Below are 19,424 nucleotides of genomic sequence, written 5' to 3'. Positions count from 1 at the left end.
GCAAGGCATACAAACTAGGTGAAGCGCATGGGGCACTCTATCCAGGTCCCTCCAGGGGATACGCTCAATAATTGGGCAGGAGTTGCATGGACCTATCGGAGCCAGGCGTTCAACGACGTGACCGAGCAGGCGGGCGCCGTCGGAGGATGGCAGATCGCCAGCAACCAGTTGGGGCGGGGCCGCTATGCGGCGCTCTCGGAAACGCTGTCGATCGGACAGATCACCATCACGCGCGACCGCATCAATCTTCCGATCGGCCAGGAGACGATCAGTCCCGGGGGACGTGTGTCGCTGTTCTTCCCGCTCCGATCCGAAGGGGGGTGGCGCGTCGATGGCCGGTGTGAGACGGACGCCGTCATCGCCATGCGGCAGGGGCTGACCCATCTGCTCGTTGCGCCCGGCAGCGACAGCGAACTCCTCCATGTGGAAATGCCGGCCTCTCTGCTCGCTCTCGATACGGATGAACCTGTCATCCAGTCCAGAAGGCTGCGGCCGGAGAACGAATTTCTGCGCGACTGGCTACTTTGCCTCCTCGGCCAGGCGCCGGCTGGCGGTAGGCTCGACACATCAGCGGCGGCTGCGCTGGAGGAGGTTCTCCTGATGCGCCTTTCAAGCTGTGCCGGTGCTTTTGCACCCTCGCCCAACCAGAGGATCAGCCGGTCTGCTGCGATCGACCTTGTCAGCCAACTCGAACGCGCGCTCCTTGAAGTAGACGACATCCCCGAGACCTTCGGAGCGCTCTGCGAACGCTGGTCCCTTGCACAGAGCGAGGTTGCGGAGGCAACGCTCGCCGCCTTCGGACAAGCCCCTGATCGATGGTACCGGATGGCGCGGTTGAACGGCGTTCACCGTGATCTCAGGGCGCGGTCTCGCGGCCTGACCGTAACCCGGGCTGCCACGCGCTGGGGCTTCTTTCACCTCGGGCGCTTTTCGGGTGATTATGCATCCTTCTTCGGCCGACATCCGCGGGAAACGCTCAAGGCAAACTGACGCCGAAATCGGCGGCGGCCTTGCGAACCACGTCGGAGACTTCCGTCAATTGCTTGGCAATCGGGCTCGTCTTGCGCCAGATCATGCCGATTGTTCTTGAGGGCTGCGGATCCTCGAAGCGGGCGATGGAGACGTCGGCGGAGCGGGTTTCGACCGGCATGGCGATTTCGGGGATCAGCGTGACACCGATCCCGGCGCCGACCATCTGGACCAGCGTAGAGAGCGAACTGCCATCGAGGATCTCGCGCGGACGTACCGAGCCCATGTCGCAGAAGGAAAGCGCCTGCTCGCGAAAGCAATGCCCCTCTTCCAGCAGCAGCAGGCGCATTTCGCGCAGCATGTCGCTGCTGGGGACGGGCTTTCCGGCATCCGCCCTCGGACGGACGAGCACGAAGTTCTCCTCGAACAGCGGCATCTCGGTGAGCGATGGCTCGGAGATCGGCAAGGCGACGATCGCGGTGTCCAGGCGACCTTCCGCCAGCTCCTGCAGAAGTTTCGGCGTTACGGTTTCGCGGACATGGATGTCGAGATCGGAATTCTCGCGGGTCAGCGCCGAGATCATTCCGGGCAGCAGATAGGGCGCAACTGTCGGGATGACGCCAATGCGCAGACGTCCAACCAACTGCCGGCGATGGGCGCGGGCGAGATCACCCAGTTCATCGACCGACCGCAGGATATCGCGCACCCTGAGCAGAAACTCCTCTCCGAAGGCCGAGAGGCGAAGCTGCCGCGCAGCGCGCTCGAAGAGCTCCGCGCCGAGGGCTTCTTCGAGCTCCTTGATCTGTACGGACAAGGCCGGCTGGGAGATCGAGCAGGCCTCGGCGGCCCGCCCGAAATGCCCGTGCCGGGCCAGCGCCTCGAAATAACGCAGCTGCCGGAGGGTGAAATTTATCATAACCATATCCTATGGAACTGATCACATTTTCCAACTTACATTAATCGTTCCACTTTGCTAGAACAATTCCAGAAGTCGTCGGGGGCCACCTCAGTGGTGCTAGTCTCCAGCTTGCCCCTGCACGGGACCAAGCGGACGACGGATCAGGCGGGGCGGTCCAAAGTCCTGCCGCCAGTTCATCGGATTGTGATGCGGACGTGCTCTTCAAGGGAGTGTCAGCAATTCGATCCTGGAAAAGCGGTTTCTTCAAGGAGGTACACAATGGATACCCTGAGCAACAAAGGTACCGGCAAATGTCCGGTCATGCATGGTTCGAACACGGAAAGCGGCGCGACCGTCATGGCCTGGTGGCCGAACGCGCTGAACCTCGACATCCTGCACCAGCACGACACGAAGACCGACCCGATGGGCAAGGGCTTCGATTACCGTGAAGCCGTCAAGCAGCTCGACGCCGCAGCCCTGAAGGCCGACATGAAGGCCCTGCTGCGCGACAGCCAGGAATGGTGGCCGGCTGACTGGGGTCACTACGGCGGCCTGATGATCCGTCTCGCCTGGCACTCCGCCGGCTCCTACCGCCTGGCCGACGGCCGTGGCGGCGGTGGCACCGGCAATATCCGTTTTGCTCCGCTCAACTCCTGGCCTGACAATGCCAGCCTCGACAAGGCGCGCCGCCTGCTGTGGCCGCTGAAGAAGAAGTACGGCAACAAGATCTCCTGGGCCGACCTCATCCTCTTTGCCGGTACCGTTGCCTATGAAGACATGGGTCTGAAGACCTTCGGCTTCTCCTTCGGCCGTCCCGACATCTGGGGCCCGGAAAAGGACGTCTACTGGGGTGCGGAAAAGCAGTGGCTTGCCCCCTCCGACAGCCGCTACGAAGACGTTACCAAGCCGAACACGATGGAAAACCCGCTCGCCGCCGTGCAGATGGGCCTCATTTACGTGAACCCGGAAGGCGTGAACGGCAAGCCTGATCCGATGGCGACCGCCGCACAGGTGCGCGAGACCTTCGCCCGTATGGCGATGAACGACGAAGAGACCGCAGCGCTGACCGCTGGTGGCCACACCGTCGGCAAGGCACACGGCAATGGCGACGCACAGGCACTCGGCGTTGAGCCGGAAGCTGGCGACCTGGAAAACCAGGGCTTTGGCTGGATGAACCCGAACCAGAACGGCAAGGCGAGCCTGGCCGTCACCTCGGGCATCGAAGGCGCATGGACCGCCAACCCGACCGTCTTCGACATGGGCTATTTCGAACTGCTGTTCGGCTATGACTGGGAACTGACACACAGCCCCGCTGGTGCACAGCAGTGGCAGCCGATCGGGATCCGCGAAGAGCACATGCCGGTGGACGCCACCGACCCCACGATCCGTCGCATGCCGATGATGACCGATGCCGACATGGCCATGAAGGTCGACCCGGCCTACCGCGCCATCTGCGAAAAGTTCATGGCGGATCCGGCCTACTTCCAGGACACGTTTGCTCGCGCCTGGTTCAAGCTGACCCACCGCGATCTCGGCCCCAAGGTTCGCTACATCGGTCCGGAAGCACCGACCGAAGAGCTGATCTGGCAGGATCCGGTTCCGGCTGGTGCCAAGAACTACGACATCGGCGCCGTCAAGGCAAAGATCGCCGCTTCCGGCCTTTCGATCGCCGAACTGGTTGCCACCGCCTGGGACAGCGCCCGTACCTATCGCCAGTCCGACATGCGCGGCGGTGCGAACGGTGCCCGCATTCGTCTCGCCCCGCAGCGTGACTGGGAAGGCAATGAGCCGGCCCGTCTCGGCAAGGTTCTCTCGGTGCTCGAACTGATCGCCGAGGAATTCGGCGCCAGTGTCGCCGATGTCATCGTGCTGGCCGGCAATGTCGGCGTCGAGAAGGCTGCCAAGGCTGCCGGTTACGACGTGACCGTGCCGTTTGCTGCAGGCCGTGGCGATGCGACCGCCGAGCAGACGGATGCCGCAAGCTTCGCCCCGCTCGAGCCGCTGGCCGATGGCTTCCGCAACTGGACCAAGAAGGACTATGTCGTCAGCCCCGAAGAAATGCTGCTCGACCGTGCACAGCTGATGGGCCTCACAGGCGCTGAAATGACTGTCCTGCTTGGCGGCATGCGCGTTCTCGGCGCCAACTATGGCGGCACCAAGCATGGCGTGTTCACCACCCGCGAAGGCCAGCTGACGAACGACTTCTTCGTCAACCTGACCGACATGGGCTTCACCTGGAAGCCGACGGGCAAGAACTCCTACGACATCTGCGACCGCAAGACCGGTGAGAAGAAGTTCACCGCGACCCGCGCCGATCTCGTGTTCGGTTCGAATTCGGTCCTGCGTGCCTATGCTGAAGTCTACGCCCAGGACGACAATCAGGAGAAGTTCGTGAAGGACTTCGTTGCTGCCTGGGTCAAGGTGATGAACGCCGACCGCTTCGATCTCGAAGCCTAAGAGCTAAGGCTCCGAGGCTCGTGCCCGAGCACCGGAACCGATAGAGGAAGCCGGAGATGCAAGCCGCATCTCCGGCTTTTCCTTTGCTCTGAGCCGAATTTTGCGCTGACGCTTCTGGGCGAGCGGACGAAGCCGATCCGCCAAAATCTTTGCTTACAGCCGCATGGATAAAACAACACCGCCCCGGCAGGCCGGGGCGGTGTCTCTCTGGCGCAACGAACTGCGTATTCAGAAGCCGCTGGCAAGCCGACGACGAAGATCCTTGATGTCGGGCTCAGCGACCTGCGCAAGGCGGCGCTCCCAGGACAGGGCGGTTTCAACGATCACACCAAGGTCGTCATAGCGCGGGACCCAGCCGAGAACCTGCTTGGCGAGGCTGGAATCGGCCACGACCAGCGGCGCGTCTCCCGGGCGGCGGGGCGCATAGTCCACCTTGAAATCGACATTCGTGGCGCGGCGCACTGCCTCGACGATATCGAGCACCGAGTACCCCTTGCCATAGCCGCAATTGGCAACAAGCGGACCGCCGCCCCTGCGCAGATAGGTCAAGGCCTGCAGATGCGCGTCGACGAGATCGTTGATGTGGATGTAGTCGCGAACGCCTGTGCCGTCAGGCGTGTCATAATCCGTACCATAGACCGACATCGCGGATCGCTTGCCGAGAGCTGCCTCGCAGGCCACCTTGAGCAGGTGCGTGGCACCCGCCGCGGAATTGCCGGCGCGGCCCTTCACATCGGCACCGGCGACGTTGAAATAGCGCAGAGCGACGTAGCAGAGACCATGAGCGCGCGCCGTGTCACGCAGCATCATCTCACTCATCAGCTTGGACTGCCCATAAGGCGATTCCGGCCGGAGCGGCGCATCTTCGCGCACCGGCAGCGGCTTGTCGGGCAGGCCGTAGACTGCCGCCGTTGAAGAGAAGATCACCTTGTCGATGCCGGCCTTGACGGCCGCCGCGAGCAGACGTCGGGTGTTTTCGGTGTTGTTCTCGTAGTAGTTCAGCGGATCCGAGATCGATTCCGGCACAACGATCGAGCCGGCGAAATGAATGATCGCCTCGATGTCGTTTTCGGCGAAGACCTGTCTGAGCACGTTCGGCTTGCCGATGTCGCCAAGATAGAATCGTGCTGCCGGCGCGACCGCCCAGCGAAAGCCGGTCGACAGCCGATCGACGACGACGACCTCCTCGCCCGCTTCGAGGAGAGCCCAGACCATGTGGCTGCCAATGAAGCCGGCGCCACCCGTCACCAAGATCGCCATGACTTTTCTTCCCGTTGTTCTTGTTATCGGGGATAGAAAAGCAGGCACACCTTACAGAGTGCTTATGGACGGCACTCAAGCTCTTGAAACAGCTTCACTTTCAGGATTCGTCGTTAAGCCTGGGTGAGGACATCCGCTCAAATTTTAGCGAATGTCCTCATCCCGTCCGATATCTGCCTAGAGAGCCTTCACATATCGGCTCAAACGCTCTGCGGCATCGGTGATCTGGGCGGGGTTGCGCAGGAAGCAGGCGCGCAGGAAGGGCAGCCCGCCCTCGCCAAAGGCCGTGCCGGGTGCCATGCCAACGCCCGTTTTGTCGACGATGTCGAGAGCCGCCTGGCGGCTGTCGGTGATGCCGTCGATTTTCAAGAAGGCGTAGAGCGCGCCTTCGGGTTTCAGGGTTTCGACCCGGTTAGTCGCGATCAGGGCATCGCAGAGAATGTCGCGTGAGGCGGTCGCTCGGGCGATGTTCTCGCGGATGAAGTCGTCGCCCTGATCGAGGGCTATGACGGCACCCCGCTGCATGAACTGGGCGACGCCGGAGGTTGAATACTGGATGAGGTTTTCGAGCGTCTGGCCGAGTTCCGGGGGAGCGACGATCCAGCCGACGCGCCAGCCGGTCATGGACCAGTTCTTCGAGAAGGAGTTGGCGAACATGATCTTGTCGCCCGCCTCCATCACGTCGAAGAAGGATGGCGCGCGCTCTTCAGCGCCATAGTAGTAGAGCGCATAGATCTCATCGGCGAGGATCCAGATCCCGTGACGTCGAGCGATCTCGAGGATCGCCTTCACGTCTTCGCGGCTTGCCGTCCAGCCCGTGGGATTGGACGGCGTGTTGATGAACAGCGCTTTCGTCTTCGGCGTGATCGCCTTTTCCAGCAGCTCCAGATCGAGCGTCCAGCGACCATCGGTGAAGGAGAGCGGTACGCAGACGGACTTCGCGCCGGCAAGATCGATTGCAGAGACGATGTTCGGCCAGCAGGGCGACAGATAGATCATCTCGTCGCCGGGGGAGGTCAGCGCCTGGACGGCAAGCGCGATCGCCTGCATGCCCGATGCCGTGACATAGAAATGCTCGACCGGCAGATCGACGGCGAAATGGCGCTGATAGTAGCGGGAAAGCGCCTGGCGAAGCTCGGGGATGCCGCGCTGCCAGGTGTAGAAGGTCTCGCCGCCGAGCAGAGCTTCGCTTGCGGCGCGATTGATGAAGTCGGGTGTCGGAAGATCGCCCTCGCCCGCCCAGAGCGGTAGCAGACCGTCACGACCCCGCGCATAGTTGATAATCTCGACGATACCGCTTTCCGGGGCGGCGAGTGCGCGGGGGCTGAGGCTGTCCAGCAGGGTCATGGGGTCTTCACTCCTTCGATCAGTGCGGCATGTCTAGCTGATCGCCGGGCAAAAATCCCATGATATTCCTTGAGGCTGATATCGATCTCGCTGATGGGTTCGGCGACCCGCATGCGGGTCACCTTATGTCTTCAGCGGGTCTTCAGCAGGTCCCGGATCTCGGTCAGGAGCTGAATGTCAGCCGGCGGCGGTGCGGCTTCCTCTGCCTTCTTTTCTTCCTTCTCCATGGACTTGCGCAGGGCGTTCACGCCCTTGACCATCAGGAAGATGATCCAGGCGAGGATCATGAAGTTGATGACGACGGTGATGAAGTTGCCATAGGCGAAGACTGCGCCCTGCTCGCGGGCCGCAGCCAGCGAATTGGCCGTTACGTTGCTGCTTAGCGCAAGGAAGTAGTTCGAGAAGTCGAAGCCGCCAAAGATGACGCCGACGACCGGCATCACGATGTCCTGTACCAGCGAGTTGACGATCAGGCCGAAGGCGCCGCCGATGATCACGCCGACGGCGAGATCCATGACGTTGCCGCGCGCGATGAAAGTCTTGAATTCTTGCAGCATTATCCCCTGCTCCTTTGTGGTCCTAAACGGAGTGGCCCCTGATGGCCGATCTCCTGGCCATGGTTAATGAAACTTTGTCCATTCGAAAATGGTGAATTTTCATTTCTGACGGTTTCGCTTCGACTAAGGTCAATATCCGAAACGATTTCAAAAGCCGCGGACTTGTCCTAAGGTTCCGCCTTGGGCGCAGTCGAGGAGGAAAAGGTGTTCCCAGGCTGGATCATCGTTGCGTCAGCGATAGGTTACCTCTTGTTCCTGTTCGCCGTGGCAAGCTACGGCGACCGCAAGACGCGCGTGCATGGCGTTCCAGCGGGTGGCCGGCCGGTCGTCTATGCCCTCAGCCTTGCCGTCTACTGCACCTCCTGGACCTATTTCGGCGGCGTGGGACTGGCGGCGCAGCACGGCCTCGAGTTCATGGCGATCTATATCGGCCCGATCCTCATGTATACGCTGGGCATGCCGATCCTGAGACGGATCGTCGAACTCGCCAAGACGGAAAAGATCACCTCCGGCGCCGACTTCGTCGCGGCACGCTATGGCAAGAACCCTGTTGTCGGCATGCTGGTGACCGTCATCTATCTGGTCGGCATCATCCCCTATATCGCCCTCCAGCTAAAAGCCGTTTCCAGTTCGGTCGCGGCCGTGATGGACCCGACGGCCTATGGGATCGGCACCGGCAATCTCTATTTCATCGACCTGCCGCTGATCGTCGCCTTCATTCTTGCCTGCTTTGCCGTGATCTTCGGCACCCGGCATACCGATGCGACCGAGCATCAGGACGGCCTGATCCTTGCCATCGCGATGGAATCCGTCGTCAAGCTCGTCGCCTTCTGGACACTCGGCGTTTTCGTTATCTGGACCATGTTCGACGGCCCCGCCGACCTCTGGCAGAAAGCGACCGAGAGCGAGGCGGTCATGGCGGCGCTGTCGCACGAGACGCCAGCCAGCCGCTGGATCCTGCTGATCGCGCTCTCGGCCTTCGCCATCATCATGCTGCCACGCCAGTTCCATGTAACGGTGGTGGAGAACCGGACACCCCGCGAATTGAAACTCGCGGGGATCTTGATGCCGATCTACCTGATCGCCATCAACATCTTCGTGCTGCCCGCGGCGATCGCCGGCATTCTCATCTTCGGCGGCAGCGGAGACGCCGACCTCTACGTGCTGTCCCTGCCGCTTGAGGCCGGATCCGGCTTCGTTTCACTGCTGACATTTATCGGCGGTTTCTCGGCTGCGACCGCCATGGTGATTGTCGCTTCCGTCGCGCTCGCGATCATGGTTTCCAACGACATGGTCCTGCCGATCTTCCTCCGGCAGAAGCTGTTGGGGCGGCCAAGCCAGCGCGAGGATTTTGCGAAGACGCTCTTGCATATCCGCCGCACCGCGATCTTCGGCGTCTTGCTGCTCGGCTATGTCTATTTCCGGTCCGCCGACAACACGACCGGGCTCGCCAAGATCGGCCTTCTTTCTTTCACGGCCATCGCGCAGATCGCACCCGCGATGTTCGGCGGGCTGATCTGGCGGCGGGCCAATGCGCGCGGGGCCATTGCCGGCCTCACCATCGGGTTTCTCGTCTGGGCCTATCTGCTGTTCCTGCCCAGCCTTGGCGCGGAAGACCATTCCTGGATCGCCTCTTCGGTGCTGGCTTTCCTACTGCCGGGCCTTTCGATGTTCGAACCGCAATATGCGGATCCGCTGGTCAATGCGACGATCTTCAGCCTGCTGATCAATACGCTCGCCTTCGTCATCGGGTCGCTCAGCCGCAACCCGCGTCCGGTGGAACGCATCCAGTCAGCCATCTTCATCAAGCGCCAGCCGCGCTCAAACTTCGCCACGCGCGGCTGGAAGACAAGCGTCGCCGTCGGCGACCTGAAGGCTGCCATCGCGCGCTATCTCGGCAACGAGCGCATGGAGAGGTCCTTCCGGTCGTACGAGCAGACGGTCGGGCGCAAACTCGCAGACGACAGCCCGGCGGACATGGCTTTCATCCATTTCTCCGAACAGCTGCTCGGCAGCGCTATCGGCTCGTCCTCGGCGCGCCTGGTGCTGTCGCTCATCCTGCAAAAGGCCGAGGACCCTTCCGCCGATACTGTTTGGCTGCTGGACCAGGCTTCGGAAGCGCTGCAATACAATCAGGACATGATGCAGACGGCGCTAGCCCAGATGGAACAGGGCATCGCCGTCTTCGATGCGTCCGACCGGCTGACGATCTGGAACCGCCGTTTCCGAACGCTCCTCGATCTGCCCGAACATGTCGGGCAGGTCGGTTTTCCACTGCTCGACATGATCACGATGCTGGCGCAGCGGGGCGATGTGCCAGCGGGCGACACACAAGCTGTGATCCGCAGCTTCCATCAGTTCGACAGGCCATTCCAGATGGTGCTGGGCGGCGGCAAGCGGATCATCGAAGTCCGCTGCAACCTGATGCCTGACAAGGGGTTGGTCGCCACCTTCAGCGACATCACCGCCCGCGTGGAAGCCGATCAGGCGCTGAAACAGGCCAATGAAACCCTGGAACAGCGCGTCAGCGAGCGCACGGCGGAGCTGACACGGGTGAACCATGCGCTCGCCGAAGCCCGGGCGGCTGCCGACGAGGCGAATATCGGCAAGACCCGCTTCTTTGCGGCGGCCGGCCACGACATTCTACAGCCGCTCAATGCCGCCCGGCTCTACTCCTCCTCGCTCGTGGAGCGACTGGGCGATTCGGAAAACAGTGCGCTGGTCGAGAACATCGACTCTGCGCTGGAATCGGTCGAGAGCATTCTCGGGGCCGTTCTCGACATTTCGCGGCTCGACACGGGCGCCATGAAGCCGCGCTTCTCCAGCGTGCCGCTCAACAGCCTGTTGCAACGTATCGAGACGGATTTTGCCCCTATGGCGCGGGAGAAGAATTTGAAACTCGTGGTCATCCCCACGACGCTTTCGGTGCGCTCCGATCCCACTCTGCTTCGCCGGCTCGTGCAGAACCTCGTCTCCAACGCGATCAAGTACACGCCATCCGGCCGCGTGGTCGTCGGCGCCCGGCGTCAGGGCGACAAGGTGCTGATCCAGGTAACGGACTCCGGCATCGGGATTCCCGCGTCCAAATTCCGGACCGTGTTCAAGGAATTCGCCCGCCTCGAGGAGGGCATGCGGACCGCCTCTGGCCTGGGCCTCGGTCTGTCGATCGTGGACCGCATCGCAAAGGTTCTGCAGCACCCGGTGGAGCTCGCTTCCAAGCCTGGCAAGGGCACGACCTTCAAGGTCGTGATGCCACTCGATATCGCCAAACCGGCTGCGAAAGGCGTTATCCCCCTCGATGGCGGCAGTCGCTCCACACCGACACTCCAGGGCTTCCGGGTGCTCTGCATCGACAACGAACCGAAGATCCTCGAAGGCATGCAGCTCCTCATTTCGGGTTGGGGCTGCAATGTCGAATGCGCAGGCTCGATTGCGGAGATGGACGAGCTGCTGAGAGCGGGCGTCCCGCCGGATCTCGTCATTGCCGACTATCATCTCGGAGACGGCAGCGGCACGGGTGCGATCCTGCGACTTCGGGCGCTCACCCAGTCCGACGTGCCGGCGCTGCTGATCACTGCCGACCGCTCGGCAGAAGTGCGGGCAGAGGCCGAACGGCATTCGATCACGCTTCAGCACAAGCCGGTAAGGCCTGCAGCCTTGCGCGCCTTCATCACACAGGTTTCCTCTCAGCGCCGCGCTGCCGCGGAGTGAGGGGTGACCTGAGCGCTGCCTAAGCTCCGGCCGCTCTCACCAGCTCTTCAGCGCGCGCAAGGTCGGTGTCTTCTTGAACATGTGGTCGTTCATCCGCCCCATCAGGCGGTCGAGCAGGGAGACTGCCTCGACCACGGCCGGGCCCTTGTTGAGCATCACACATTCGGCGCGCGCGGCCATGGCGGCATCGGTCATCTCACCGCGCGTCGGGATGCCTTCCTTGACCATGTCCTCGAGCACCTGTGTGGCCCAGATGCAGGGAACGGATGCCGCCTCGCAGATCCAGAGGATTTCTTCCTGCATCTCCGCCAGCCGCTCGAAGCCGATTTCGGCGGCGAGATCGCCACGGGCGATCATGACACCGAAGGGGCCGCGCCTGCGGGCTCTCGCCATCAGCTCCGGAAGGTTGGTGAGCGCCAGCGGCTGCTCGATCTTGGCGATAAGGCCGAGAGGCCGATCCTGCAAGCCATGACGGGCAAGCACGGTGTCGAGGAGATCGATATCCTCGGGGCGGCTGACGAAGGAGTAGCCGATGAGATCGGCGCATTCGATGACGGTGACCAGATCGGTTTCGTCTTTTGCCGTGAGCGGCGATAGACCAAGGGCCGTATCGGGCAAGTTGATGCCCTTTTCGGGTTTCAGCTTGGTGCCGCCGGACTTCGTTCGCCGGATCAGGATGACTGCCTCGCCCTCGGCCAGACTTTCCACCACGGCTTCGAGCTTGCCGTCGTCGTAGCGCAGTCGATCCCCGACAGAAAGCCGGGTGACCATTTCAGGCAGGGAGACGGCCGCAGAGAAGGATATGCGTTCATCTACGCGCGGCGCGCCGGACGCGACCAGTCGAACGCGGTCTCCCGCCTGCAGGCGGGCCTTCTTTTCGACGGAGGCAACCGCGCCTGTTCGGATCTTGGGACCTGCAATATCCATCAGCACCTTGATGTCCCGACCGACGATAGCTGCCGCATCGCGCACGAAAGCGGTCATTGCGCGCCAGGCTTCGGGACCGTCATGGGCGCAGTTGATGCGCGCCACATCCATCCCGGCACGGGCAAGATCGAGCGTGAGGTCGGGGCCGTCGGCTGCCTGGCTGGGCAGCGTGACCATAATGCGTGTACGACGCCCGGCTGGCGTAGCGCCGAACAAGGCGAGGCTTTCTGCCTCCAGCCTCGCTTCGCCGGCAAAGAAGTCAGCCTCCAACGGCATCGCAGGGGTTTTTTCGGTAGTCTTCGCGAGGCAAGACAGGGCCGATAGAACCGCATCGATGGTGGGCAGCACCCGCCCTTCAAGCCGCCCCATCGAGGATAGGCCGAGTGCCATCAGCCGGCGTTGTAGGGAGCGTATGTCGTGGCGACGCAAGGCGAGATAATGGCCGAGATTGGCAATGGCCAGATCGTCGGTTTGCCCGGCGGTGACGGACTGAGCGGCTTCGGTCAGGATCGCCTGTCGAAGTGCCATCATCTCGGCATGAATTTCGGCTGCCCGGGTTGAAGCGTCCGTTTTGTCTCTCATGTCATCGCAGCCCTGTTGGGATCTTGCGGCGACCCTAATCCGCGCTCGTTGACAGGCAAATGACAGAGATCAACGGGACGAGGTTAGAGCCTGAGGGACCAGATAGTCGCGTTGCTGACGATGCCGGGCTCGGCGATCAGCCTTAGGGACCGAACCGGCTCGAAGCCTGCAATCCGCTTGGTGCCCGCGATCCGGCCTCCATCGGCGAAGACTTCCAGCGATCCGTAGTCCACGAATATGCGCAGGCGCCGGACGTTTGCGGCACGAGACAGATAGCGCGGACCCGGCGGCTCCTCCGGACGGTCGAGATAGCCATGCAGGATTTCCAATCCCTCTTCGTGCTGGGCGATGGCGAGGCGAATATCGGGATGATCGAACTCCAGACGGAATGCGCCCCCCGCCTCCGAGAGATCAAACGTGATCTCGGCCGCACCGTTCGGCAGCGAGACGACCTGTCCCGCCGCCAGCCTTGTGCGGTCCAGCATGCGGGCGCGCAGGCTCTCGGCGGCGCCAATCGGCGGCGTGAGCAGCGTGTCACCTTCCAGCGTCAGTGTCCGCGGCAACGTCATGGCGGAGGGAAAATCGATGGTGGGTCCGGTATCGGCCCAGTTGCCCAGCCAGCCGATACCGACGGGTGTATTGCCATCGACGAAGGCCTGGAAAGCATAATTGTCGGTGCCGAAATCGAGCTCACGGCCGAAGGATTTGGCAAAGTTTCGCCCATCGAACCAGCCGATATCGATCATTGTCAGGTTACGCCTGCCGGTCTCCTTGTCCTCGCCATTCATCAATCCGTAGATCAGCGCCCAGCGGGTCGCGGGGTCACGATGATCCCCGTCCATGGGCAGTAGGCAGGGGCATTCGAGCGCCGAGGTCTGATATCGGGTCTCGGTATAGAGCTTGCCGATATAGGTCCAGCCATCTGCCGCCGTATTATCCTCGGTCTCGTAGAGCAGAACAACACCACCCTCGGCGCTCTGGCTGCCGAGCAGCATCTTCCAGAGACCGTCAGGTCCCCGGAAGACATAGGGGTCGCGGAAATCGAAGGTGAGGCCTTCGCCATCCGGTCGTCGGGGAAGGAGGACTTCGGCCGCACCTGCACTGAAGAGGTCCGTGGAGGTCGCCGTCAGCTGGATTTCCTGTTCGGGAATGCGGTCGGCAATTTTTTCGGTGAAGAAGACGCGGATACCGGGACCGTCGGTGCGCGCGATCGCCGAGCCGGAGAAGGCGCCTCCGCGTTTGTCGGGTCTGACGGTCAACTCCTCGGAAGGGAAGAGGAAGACCGGCAGATGTCGCCAGCGCAGATAGTCCGAGGAAACGGCATGGCCCCAATGCATGTTGTTCCACGTCCGGCCATGCGAATAATGCTGGTAGAAGAGATGCGGCCTACCGCCGAAGCGACCGAAGCCGTTGGGATCGTTCATCCAGCCGAAAGGCGGGCGGAAATGATAGCCGTCCGGTAGATTCGGCGGCTCGTTGGCAGGGTTGGTGTGGATGACCGTGATGCCGGTTTCCAGCACATCCGACGGCGTGAACCAATAGGCGACCGAAACTGACGTCACCTGCGTGTCATAGGCGAGCGTCACCGTTCCGCCACCGAAGACGTGGTAGATCCGGAACGAGTTTTCCTCGGCATTGACCGCCTGGACCTCACCGAATTTTCCGTTGACGCTGTAGAGAGAAACAGATCCCGGTTCATCCGGCGTGACCGCCTTCAACCAGAGATGCAGAACCGCATTGACGGGAAGTTCGACGTCGATAGCCCTGTGGCCGTCCGGTATGCCGTTCGCAGTCGTCATGCGCTTCTCCCTTTTGAATGTTCCCGCATGTCTCAACGGCATGGCGGGCGGGCCTGTTCCATTCTCCGTTGTCACAGAGGCTTCAGAAAACCGTCACGGCGGCTTCACTCGAAGCACCTAATGCGACGGGAACGACATTGAAGATCGGAGCCCTGCTCATGCGTCTCGCCGTTCTCGTCCTTGGCCTTTTGCTCTCCCTCGTCACCGGGGCAGCGAGCCTGGCGCCCATTCCGCCATCCAACCGGGCGGCTCTCATCCACGAACGGCTGACCCAGGCTAATCTCAACCGTGATCATGTCATGGTCGTGGCTCATCGGGCGGGCTGGAAGAAGGATGGAGTGACCGTCCGGGCCGAGAATTCGTTCGCAGCCATCGATCACGCGGCTTCCACCGGCGTGGAGATGGTCGAACTCGATGTGCGCCGTTCGAAGGACGGCGTGCTTGTGATCATGCATGACGAGACGCTGGACCGCACCACGACCTGTCGTGGCAAGGTGGCAGAGCATACACTAGCTGAACTCAGGTCTTGCCGGCTCGTTGTGGAAGGTCAGCGGAAACTGACCGACGAGCATGTGTTCACCCTCGAAGAAGCCATGTTGCATGCGCGCGGCCGCATCCTGATCAACATCGACAACAAGCTCGAACCGGAAGCCCTCGTCGAAGTCGCCGATCTTGCGCGCAGCCTTGGCATGCCGGATGGCGTGCTGCTCAAGCTTGCCGTCTGGAATGCCGAGCGTCTGCAGCTCGCCCGCGACATCCGCCGGGCAATCGGGGCCGATATCGCCTTCATGCCGATCCTCGCCGACGACGCGGTGACTGAACCGGCCTTCATCGACCGCACGCAGTCTGCACTCGGGGCGCCGGCAGCGGAGCTTGTGCATTGGTATCGGGATGCCTCACAGCCCATCACTGCGGATGGCGGCCCCCTGCTCTCGCCGCTTTCCCGCGCAGCCGCGATCCGCAACGACGCGCATTTGTGGATCAATACCTACCCGATCACCGATCGGCCGGAGGGCATGGTCGCCGGTGGGCGCGGCGATTACCTCGCATTGTCCACCGGACGGCCTGAGGATGTCTGGGGTTTCTTCGTCGAGCGCGGAGTGACGATCATCCAGACGGATGAGCCGGAGGCTGTGATCGCCTGGCTTGAGCGCGAAGGCTTGCGTCGGTCGTATGAGTTGACGAACTGAGGCCTCACACTCGATCTGAAACAAAAAAGGCGGCCCGAGAGCCGCCTTTTCGAATCCATTCAAATCTAGAGTTCAAGCGGCCTTGGCAGCTTCACCGTAAGGGTTGAAGCGGCTGTAGAAGGTTTCGCCCTTGGCGGCCATGTCCTTGAGGAGCGGCGTCGGCGTGAAGTGCGGGCCGTAGTCCTTCGCGAGACGTTCGCAGAGCTCGACGAAGGTCTTCACGCCCATCCCGTCGATGTAGGACAGCGCGCCACCGGTATACGGCGCAAAGCCGAAGCCGAGGATGGAGCCGACATCGGCTTCGCGCGGATCGGTGACGATGCCTTCCTCGACGGTGCGGGCGGCTTCAAGTGCGATGGTGGCGAGGAAGCGTTCCTGCAGTGTCTTGACGTTGACATCGTCAGGCTTCTGCTGCGGATGGAGATCCTTCAGGCCCGGCCAGATGTGCTTCTTCGCCGGCTTGGCCGGATAGTCGTAGAAGCCCTTGCCGTTCTTGCGGCCGAAGCGTTCTTCCTTCTCGACCATGCGGGCGACCAGCTCCATGTGGCGCGGGTCGACCGCCTTTTCGCCGAGATCGGCGACGGTCGCCTTGAGGATCTTGTAGGAGAGGTCAATCGCCACTTCATCGTTGAGCGCCAGCGGACCGACCGGCATGCCGGCGAACTTCGCAGCATTTTCGATCATGACCGGTGGCACGCCTTCGATGAGCATATTGTAGCTCTCGGCCATGTAGCGCAGGACGCAGCGGTTGACGAAGAAGCCGCGGGTGTCATTGACGACGATCGGGGTCTTCTTGATCGCACCGACATAGTCGAGGGCGACAGCGAGCGCCTTGTCGCCGGTTTCCTTGCCGAGGATGACTTCGGTCAGCATCATCTTCTCGACCGGCGAGAAGAAATGGATACCGATGAAATCGACCGGGCGCTTGGAGTTTCTGGCGAGACCGGTGATCGGCAGGGTCGAAGTGTTAGAGGCGAAGATCGCGCCTTCCGGCAGCACGGCCTCGACCTTTTCGATGACTGCTTTCTTCACGTCGCGGTCTTCGAAGACGGCTTCGATGACGAGATCGGCGTCAGCGAGCGTGCCGTAATCGTCAGACGGAGTGATCAGTGCGAGCAGCTTGTCGCCCTCGTCCTTGGTGAGCTTGCCCTTACCGACGGCACCTGCAACGAGACCCTCCGAATGGGTCTTGCCCTTGCCCGCGGCTTCCATGTCACGGTCGATCAGCACGACATTGATGCCGGCCGCAGCCGTCACGTAGGCGATCGAGGCGCCCATGAAACCGGCACCGACGACGCCGACCTTCTTGATGTCCGACTTCGGCTGACCGGCCGGGCGACGGGCGCCCTTGTTCAGCTCCTGCATCGAGACGAAGAGCGAGCGGATCATCGAATAGGCTTCGGTGGTCTGGACGATCTCGGTGAAGTAGCGCTGTTCGATCCTGAGACCCGTGTCGAAGGGCACCTGCAGGCCTTCATAGACGCTCTTTAGGATGGCAAGCGCTGCCGGATAGTTGCCGGCGGTTTCGCGGCGCAGGATGGCCGAAGCGGCTGGCCAGAGCTGGGCTGCGGCCGGGGTCCAGATGCCGCCGCCTGGAACCTTGAAACCCTTTTCGTCCCAGGGAGCGACCGGCTTCAGACCGTCCTTGATCATCTGCTTGGCAGTATTGATCAGTTCGCCAGGCTCCACGACTTGGTGCACGAGGTTCATCGCCTTGGCACGGGCGGCCGACAGCGTCTGACCGGTGGTCATCATCTGCAGGGCGTCCTGCGTGTTGGCAAGACGTGCGACGCGCTGCGTGCCGCCGGCGCCGGGGAAGATGCCGACCTTGACTTCCGGCAGGCCGATCTTGACCGACTTGGCGTTGGACGCCACGCGGCCATGGCAGGCGAGCGACAGCTCGGTCGCGCCACCCATGCAGGTGCCGTTGATGGCGGAGACCCAGGGCTTGCCATTGGTCTCGATCTTGCGCCAGAGCCACGTCATGCGACCGGCGGCGTCAAAGAGCTTCTGGACAGCCGCGGCCGGATCCCTAGCCTTTTCCTCTTCGAGCATGGAGAACATGCCCTTGATCATGGTGAGATCGGCACCGCCCGAGAAGGAGGACTTGCCGGAGGTGAAGACCACGCCCTTGATGCCGTCGTCGGCCACGGTCTGGTCGAGGATCTTCTCGATCTCGTCCATCACTTCGACGGTGAAGACGTTCATCGACTTGTCGGGCATGTCCCAGGTGACGAGGGCAATGCCGTCTGCGTCAGTCTCGATGGTGAAGTTCTTGTAGGTCATGATGGGATTCCTCTTCCCTGAAATTCGATGTTGCGAGGAGCATCCCCCTCACCCGGTCTCCGCTTCGCTCGGCCACCCTCTCCCCGAGAGGGAGAGGAGGATTGGCCAGCGCTGCGGCGACCCCTCTTCTCCCCAGCGGGGAGAAGGTGCCGGCAGGCGGATGAGGGGGAGCTTCCCCCCTCAAACGCGCTCGATAACCGTCGCCGTGCCCATGCCAGCGCCGATGCAGAGCGTGACCAGCGCGGTGTTCAGATCGCGGCGTTCCAGCTCGTCGAGCACCGTGCCGAGGATCATCGCGCCGGTCGCACCGAGCGGATGGCCCATGGCAATCGCGCCGCCGGCGACATTCATCTTCGAATGGTCGACATTGAAATGCTGCATGAAGCGCAGGACGACGGCGGCGAAGGCCTCGTTCAGTTCGAACAGGTCGAAGTCGGAGATCTTCATGCCAGTGCGCTTCAGGAGCTTTTCCGTCACGTCGACCGGGCCCGTCAGCATGAGCGCCGGATCAGAGCCGATATTGGTGAAGGCGCGGATGCGGGCGCGGGGCTTCAGGCCCATGCTCTCACCGCCGGCCTTGGAGCCAACGAGGACGGCCGCGGCACCATCGACGATACCGGAGGAGTTGCCGGCGTGGTGGATGTAGTTGATGCGCTCGATTTCCGGATGGGCCTGGATGGCGACGGCTTCGAAGCCGCCCATTTCGCCGGGCATCTGGAAGGAGGGGTTGAGGCTTGCCAGCGACTGCATGTCGGTGCCGGGGCGCATGTGCTCGTCGCGGTCGAGGATCACTAGACCATTGCCATCCTTCACCGGGATAACGGACTTGGCGAAGTTGCCGGCAACCCAGGAAGCAGCGGAGCGCTTCTGGCTCTCGACGGCATAGGCATCGACGTCGTCACGGGTGAAGCCATACTTGGTGGCAATCAGATCAGCGGAAACGCCCTGCGGCATGAAATAGCCGGGGAAGTTGACCGAGGGGTCCATGTACCAGGCGCCGCCCGACATGCCCATGCCGACGCGGGACATGCTTTCGACGCCACCGGCGATGACGATGTCATCGGAGCCTGCCACGACCTTGCCGGCGGCAAGGTTGATCGCGTCTAGGCCGGAGGCGCAGAAGCGCGAAATCTGGATGCCAGGAGCAGCAAAGTCATAACCGGCCTCGAAGGCAGCGGCCTTCGGGATCACAGCGCCGGCTTCCATGACTGGATCGACGCAGCCGAAGATGATGTCGTCGACGGTCGACGTATCCAGGCCGTTGCGGTCGCGCAGCGCTTCCAGTGTCTTGGCGGCCAGACGGGGGGTTGGCACTTCGTGCAGCGATCCGTCCTTCTTGCCGCGCCCGCGGGGCGTGCGCACATGGTCGTAAATGAAGACTTCAGTCATCGTCTCTCTCCCTTGGGCGCACGGGGCGCCGGAATTTTTTCCCACTTCTCCC

The 19,424-nt window shown here is 62.3% G+C and carries 12 protein-coding genes; 4 read left to right on the top strand and 8 right to left on the bottom strand.

What is annotated here, in order from left to right:
• Positions 1 to 27: 27 nt before the first annotated feature.
• Positions 28 to 990 carry a helix-turn-helix domain-containing protein gene (locus C0V73_RS05530; RefSeq protein ID WP_102019020.1) on the top strand — a complete coding sequence of 321 codons (963 nt, stop codon included), beginning with the start codon at positions 28 to 30 and terminating at the stop codon, positions 988 to 990.
• Here C0V73_RS05530 and C0V73_RS05525 read toward each other — a convergent pair.
• Positions 977 to 1,885 carry a hydrogen peroxide-inducible genes activator gene (locus C0V73_RS05525; RefSeq protein ID WP_102019019.1) on the bottom strand — a complete coding sequence of 303 codons (909 nt, stop codon included), beginning with the start codon at positions 1,883 to 1,885 and terminating at the stop codon, positions 977 to 979. The genes C0V73_RS05530 and C0V73_RS05525 overlap by 14 nt on opposite strands.
• Positions 1,886 to 2,146: 261 nt before the next feature.
• Between C0V73_RS05525 and katG the strand changes: the two genes are divergently transcribed.
• The gene (katG, locus tag C0V73_RS05520; RefSeq protein WP_102019018.1) at positions 2,147 to 4,324 is read left to right on the top strand and encodes a catalase/peroxidase HPI; all 2,178 of its coding nucleotides are present in this window, start codon (positions 2,147 to 2,149) and stop codon (positions 4,322 to 4,324) included.
• Positions 4,325 to 4,552: 228 nt separating this feature from the next.
• On the opposite strand, the gene galE is transcribed toward katG, so the two are convergent.
• The 3 genes from galE to mscL form a co-directional block, all read right to left on the bottom strand.
• Positions 4,553 to 5,584, bottom strand: coding sequence for a UDP-glucose 4-epimerase GalE (gene galE / locus C0V73_RS05515; protein ID WP_102019017.1), 1,032 nt, complete (start codon positions 5,582 to 5,584; stop codon positions 4,553 to 4,555).
• Between the two features lie 177 nt (positions 5,585 to 5,761).
• Complete coding sequence (locus C0V73_RS05510; RefSeq protein ID WP_102019016.1) at positions 5,762 to 6,931, bottom strand: pyridoxal phosphate-dependent aminotransferase; 1,170 nt, start codon at positions 6,929 to 6,931, stop codon at positions 5,762 to 5,764.
• Between the two features lie 131 nt (positions 6,932 to 7,062).
• On the bottom strand, positions 7,063 to 7,488 hold the full coding sequence (gene mscL / locus C0V73_RS05505; RefSeq protein ID WP_102019015.1) for a large conductance mechanosensitive channel protein MscL: 426 nt from the start codon (positions 7,486 to 7,488) through the stop codon (positions 7,063 to 7,065).
• 204 nt (positions 7,489 to 7,692) lie between these two features.
• Here mscL and C0V73_RS05500 point away from each other — a divergent pair, with 204 nt between their 5' ends.
• Positions 7,693 to 11,199: a PAS domain-containing hybrid sensor histidine kinase/response regulator gene (locus C0V73_RS05500; protein ID WP_102019599.1), complete on the top strand. Its 3,507-nt coding sequence runs from the start codon at positions 7,693 to 7,695 to the stop codon at positions 11,197 to 11,199.
• A gap of 36 nt (positions 11,200 to 11,235) precedes the next feature.
• Here C0V73_RS05500 and C0V73_RS05495 read toward each other — a convergent pair whose 3' ends face one another.
• A complete protein-coding gene (locus tag C0V73_RS05495) occupies positions 11,236 to 12,708 on the bottom strand; it encodes a pyruvate kinase (protein ID WP_102019014.1) in 1,473 nt (490 codons plus the stop codon).
• A gap of 83 nt (positions 12,709 to 12,791) precedes the next feature.
• Positions 12,792 to 14,507, bottom strand: coding sequence for a GH32 C-terminal domain-containing protein (locus tag C0V73_RS05490; RefSeq protein ID WP_102019013.1), 1,716 nt, complete (start codon positions 14,505 to 14,507; stop codon positions 12,792 to 12,794).
• Between the two features lie 158 nt (positions 14,508 to 14,665).
• Between C0V73_RS05490 and C0V73_RS05485 the strand changes: the two genes are divergently transcribed.
• Positions 14,666 to 15,697, top strand: coding sequence for a glycerophosphodiester phosphodiesterase family protein (locus tag C0V73_RS05485; protein WP_102019598.1), 1,032 nt, complete (start codon positions 14,666 to 14,668; stop codon positions 15,695 to 15,697).
• Positions 15,698 to 15,769: 72 nt separating this feature from the next.
• Here the strand turns inward: C0V73_RS05485 and C0V73_RS05480 are convergent, their stop codons facing one another.
• Positions 15,770 to 17,986, bottom strand: a complete 2,217-nt coding sequence (locus tag C0V73_RS05480) for an FAD-dependent oxidoreductase (protein ID WP_102019012.1) — start codon at positions 17,984 to 17,986, stop codon at positions 15,770 to 15,772.
• Positions 17,987 to 18,163: 177 nt separating this feature from the next.
• Positions 18,164 to 19,372 (bottom strand): acetyl-CoA C-acetyltransferase, encoded by a 1,209-nt coding sequence (locus C0V73_RS05475; RefSeq protein ID WP_102019011.1) that lies wholly within the window; start codon positions 19,370 to 19,372, stop codon positions 18,164 to 18,166.
• Between the last annotated feature and the right edge of the window lie 52 nt (positions 19,373 to 19,424).

Origin of the sequence: Rhizobium sp. TH135, assembly GCF_002855515.1 — a bacterium.
GTDB lineage: Bacteria > Pseudomonadota > Alphaproteobacteria > Rhizobiales > Rhizobiaceae > Allorhizobium.
This window is presented reverse-complemented; position numbering and strand designations above follow the sequence as displayed.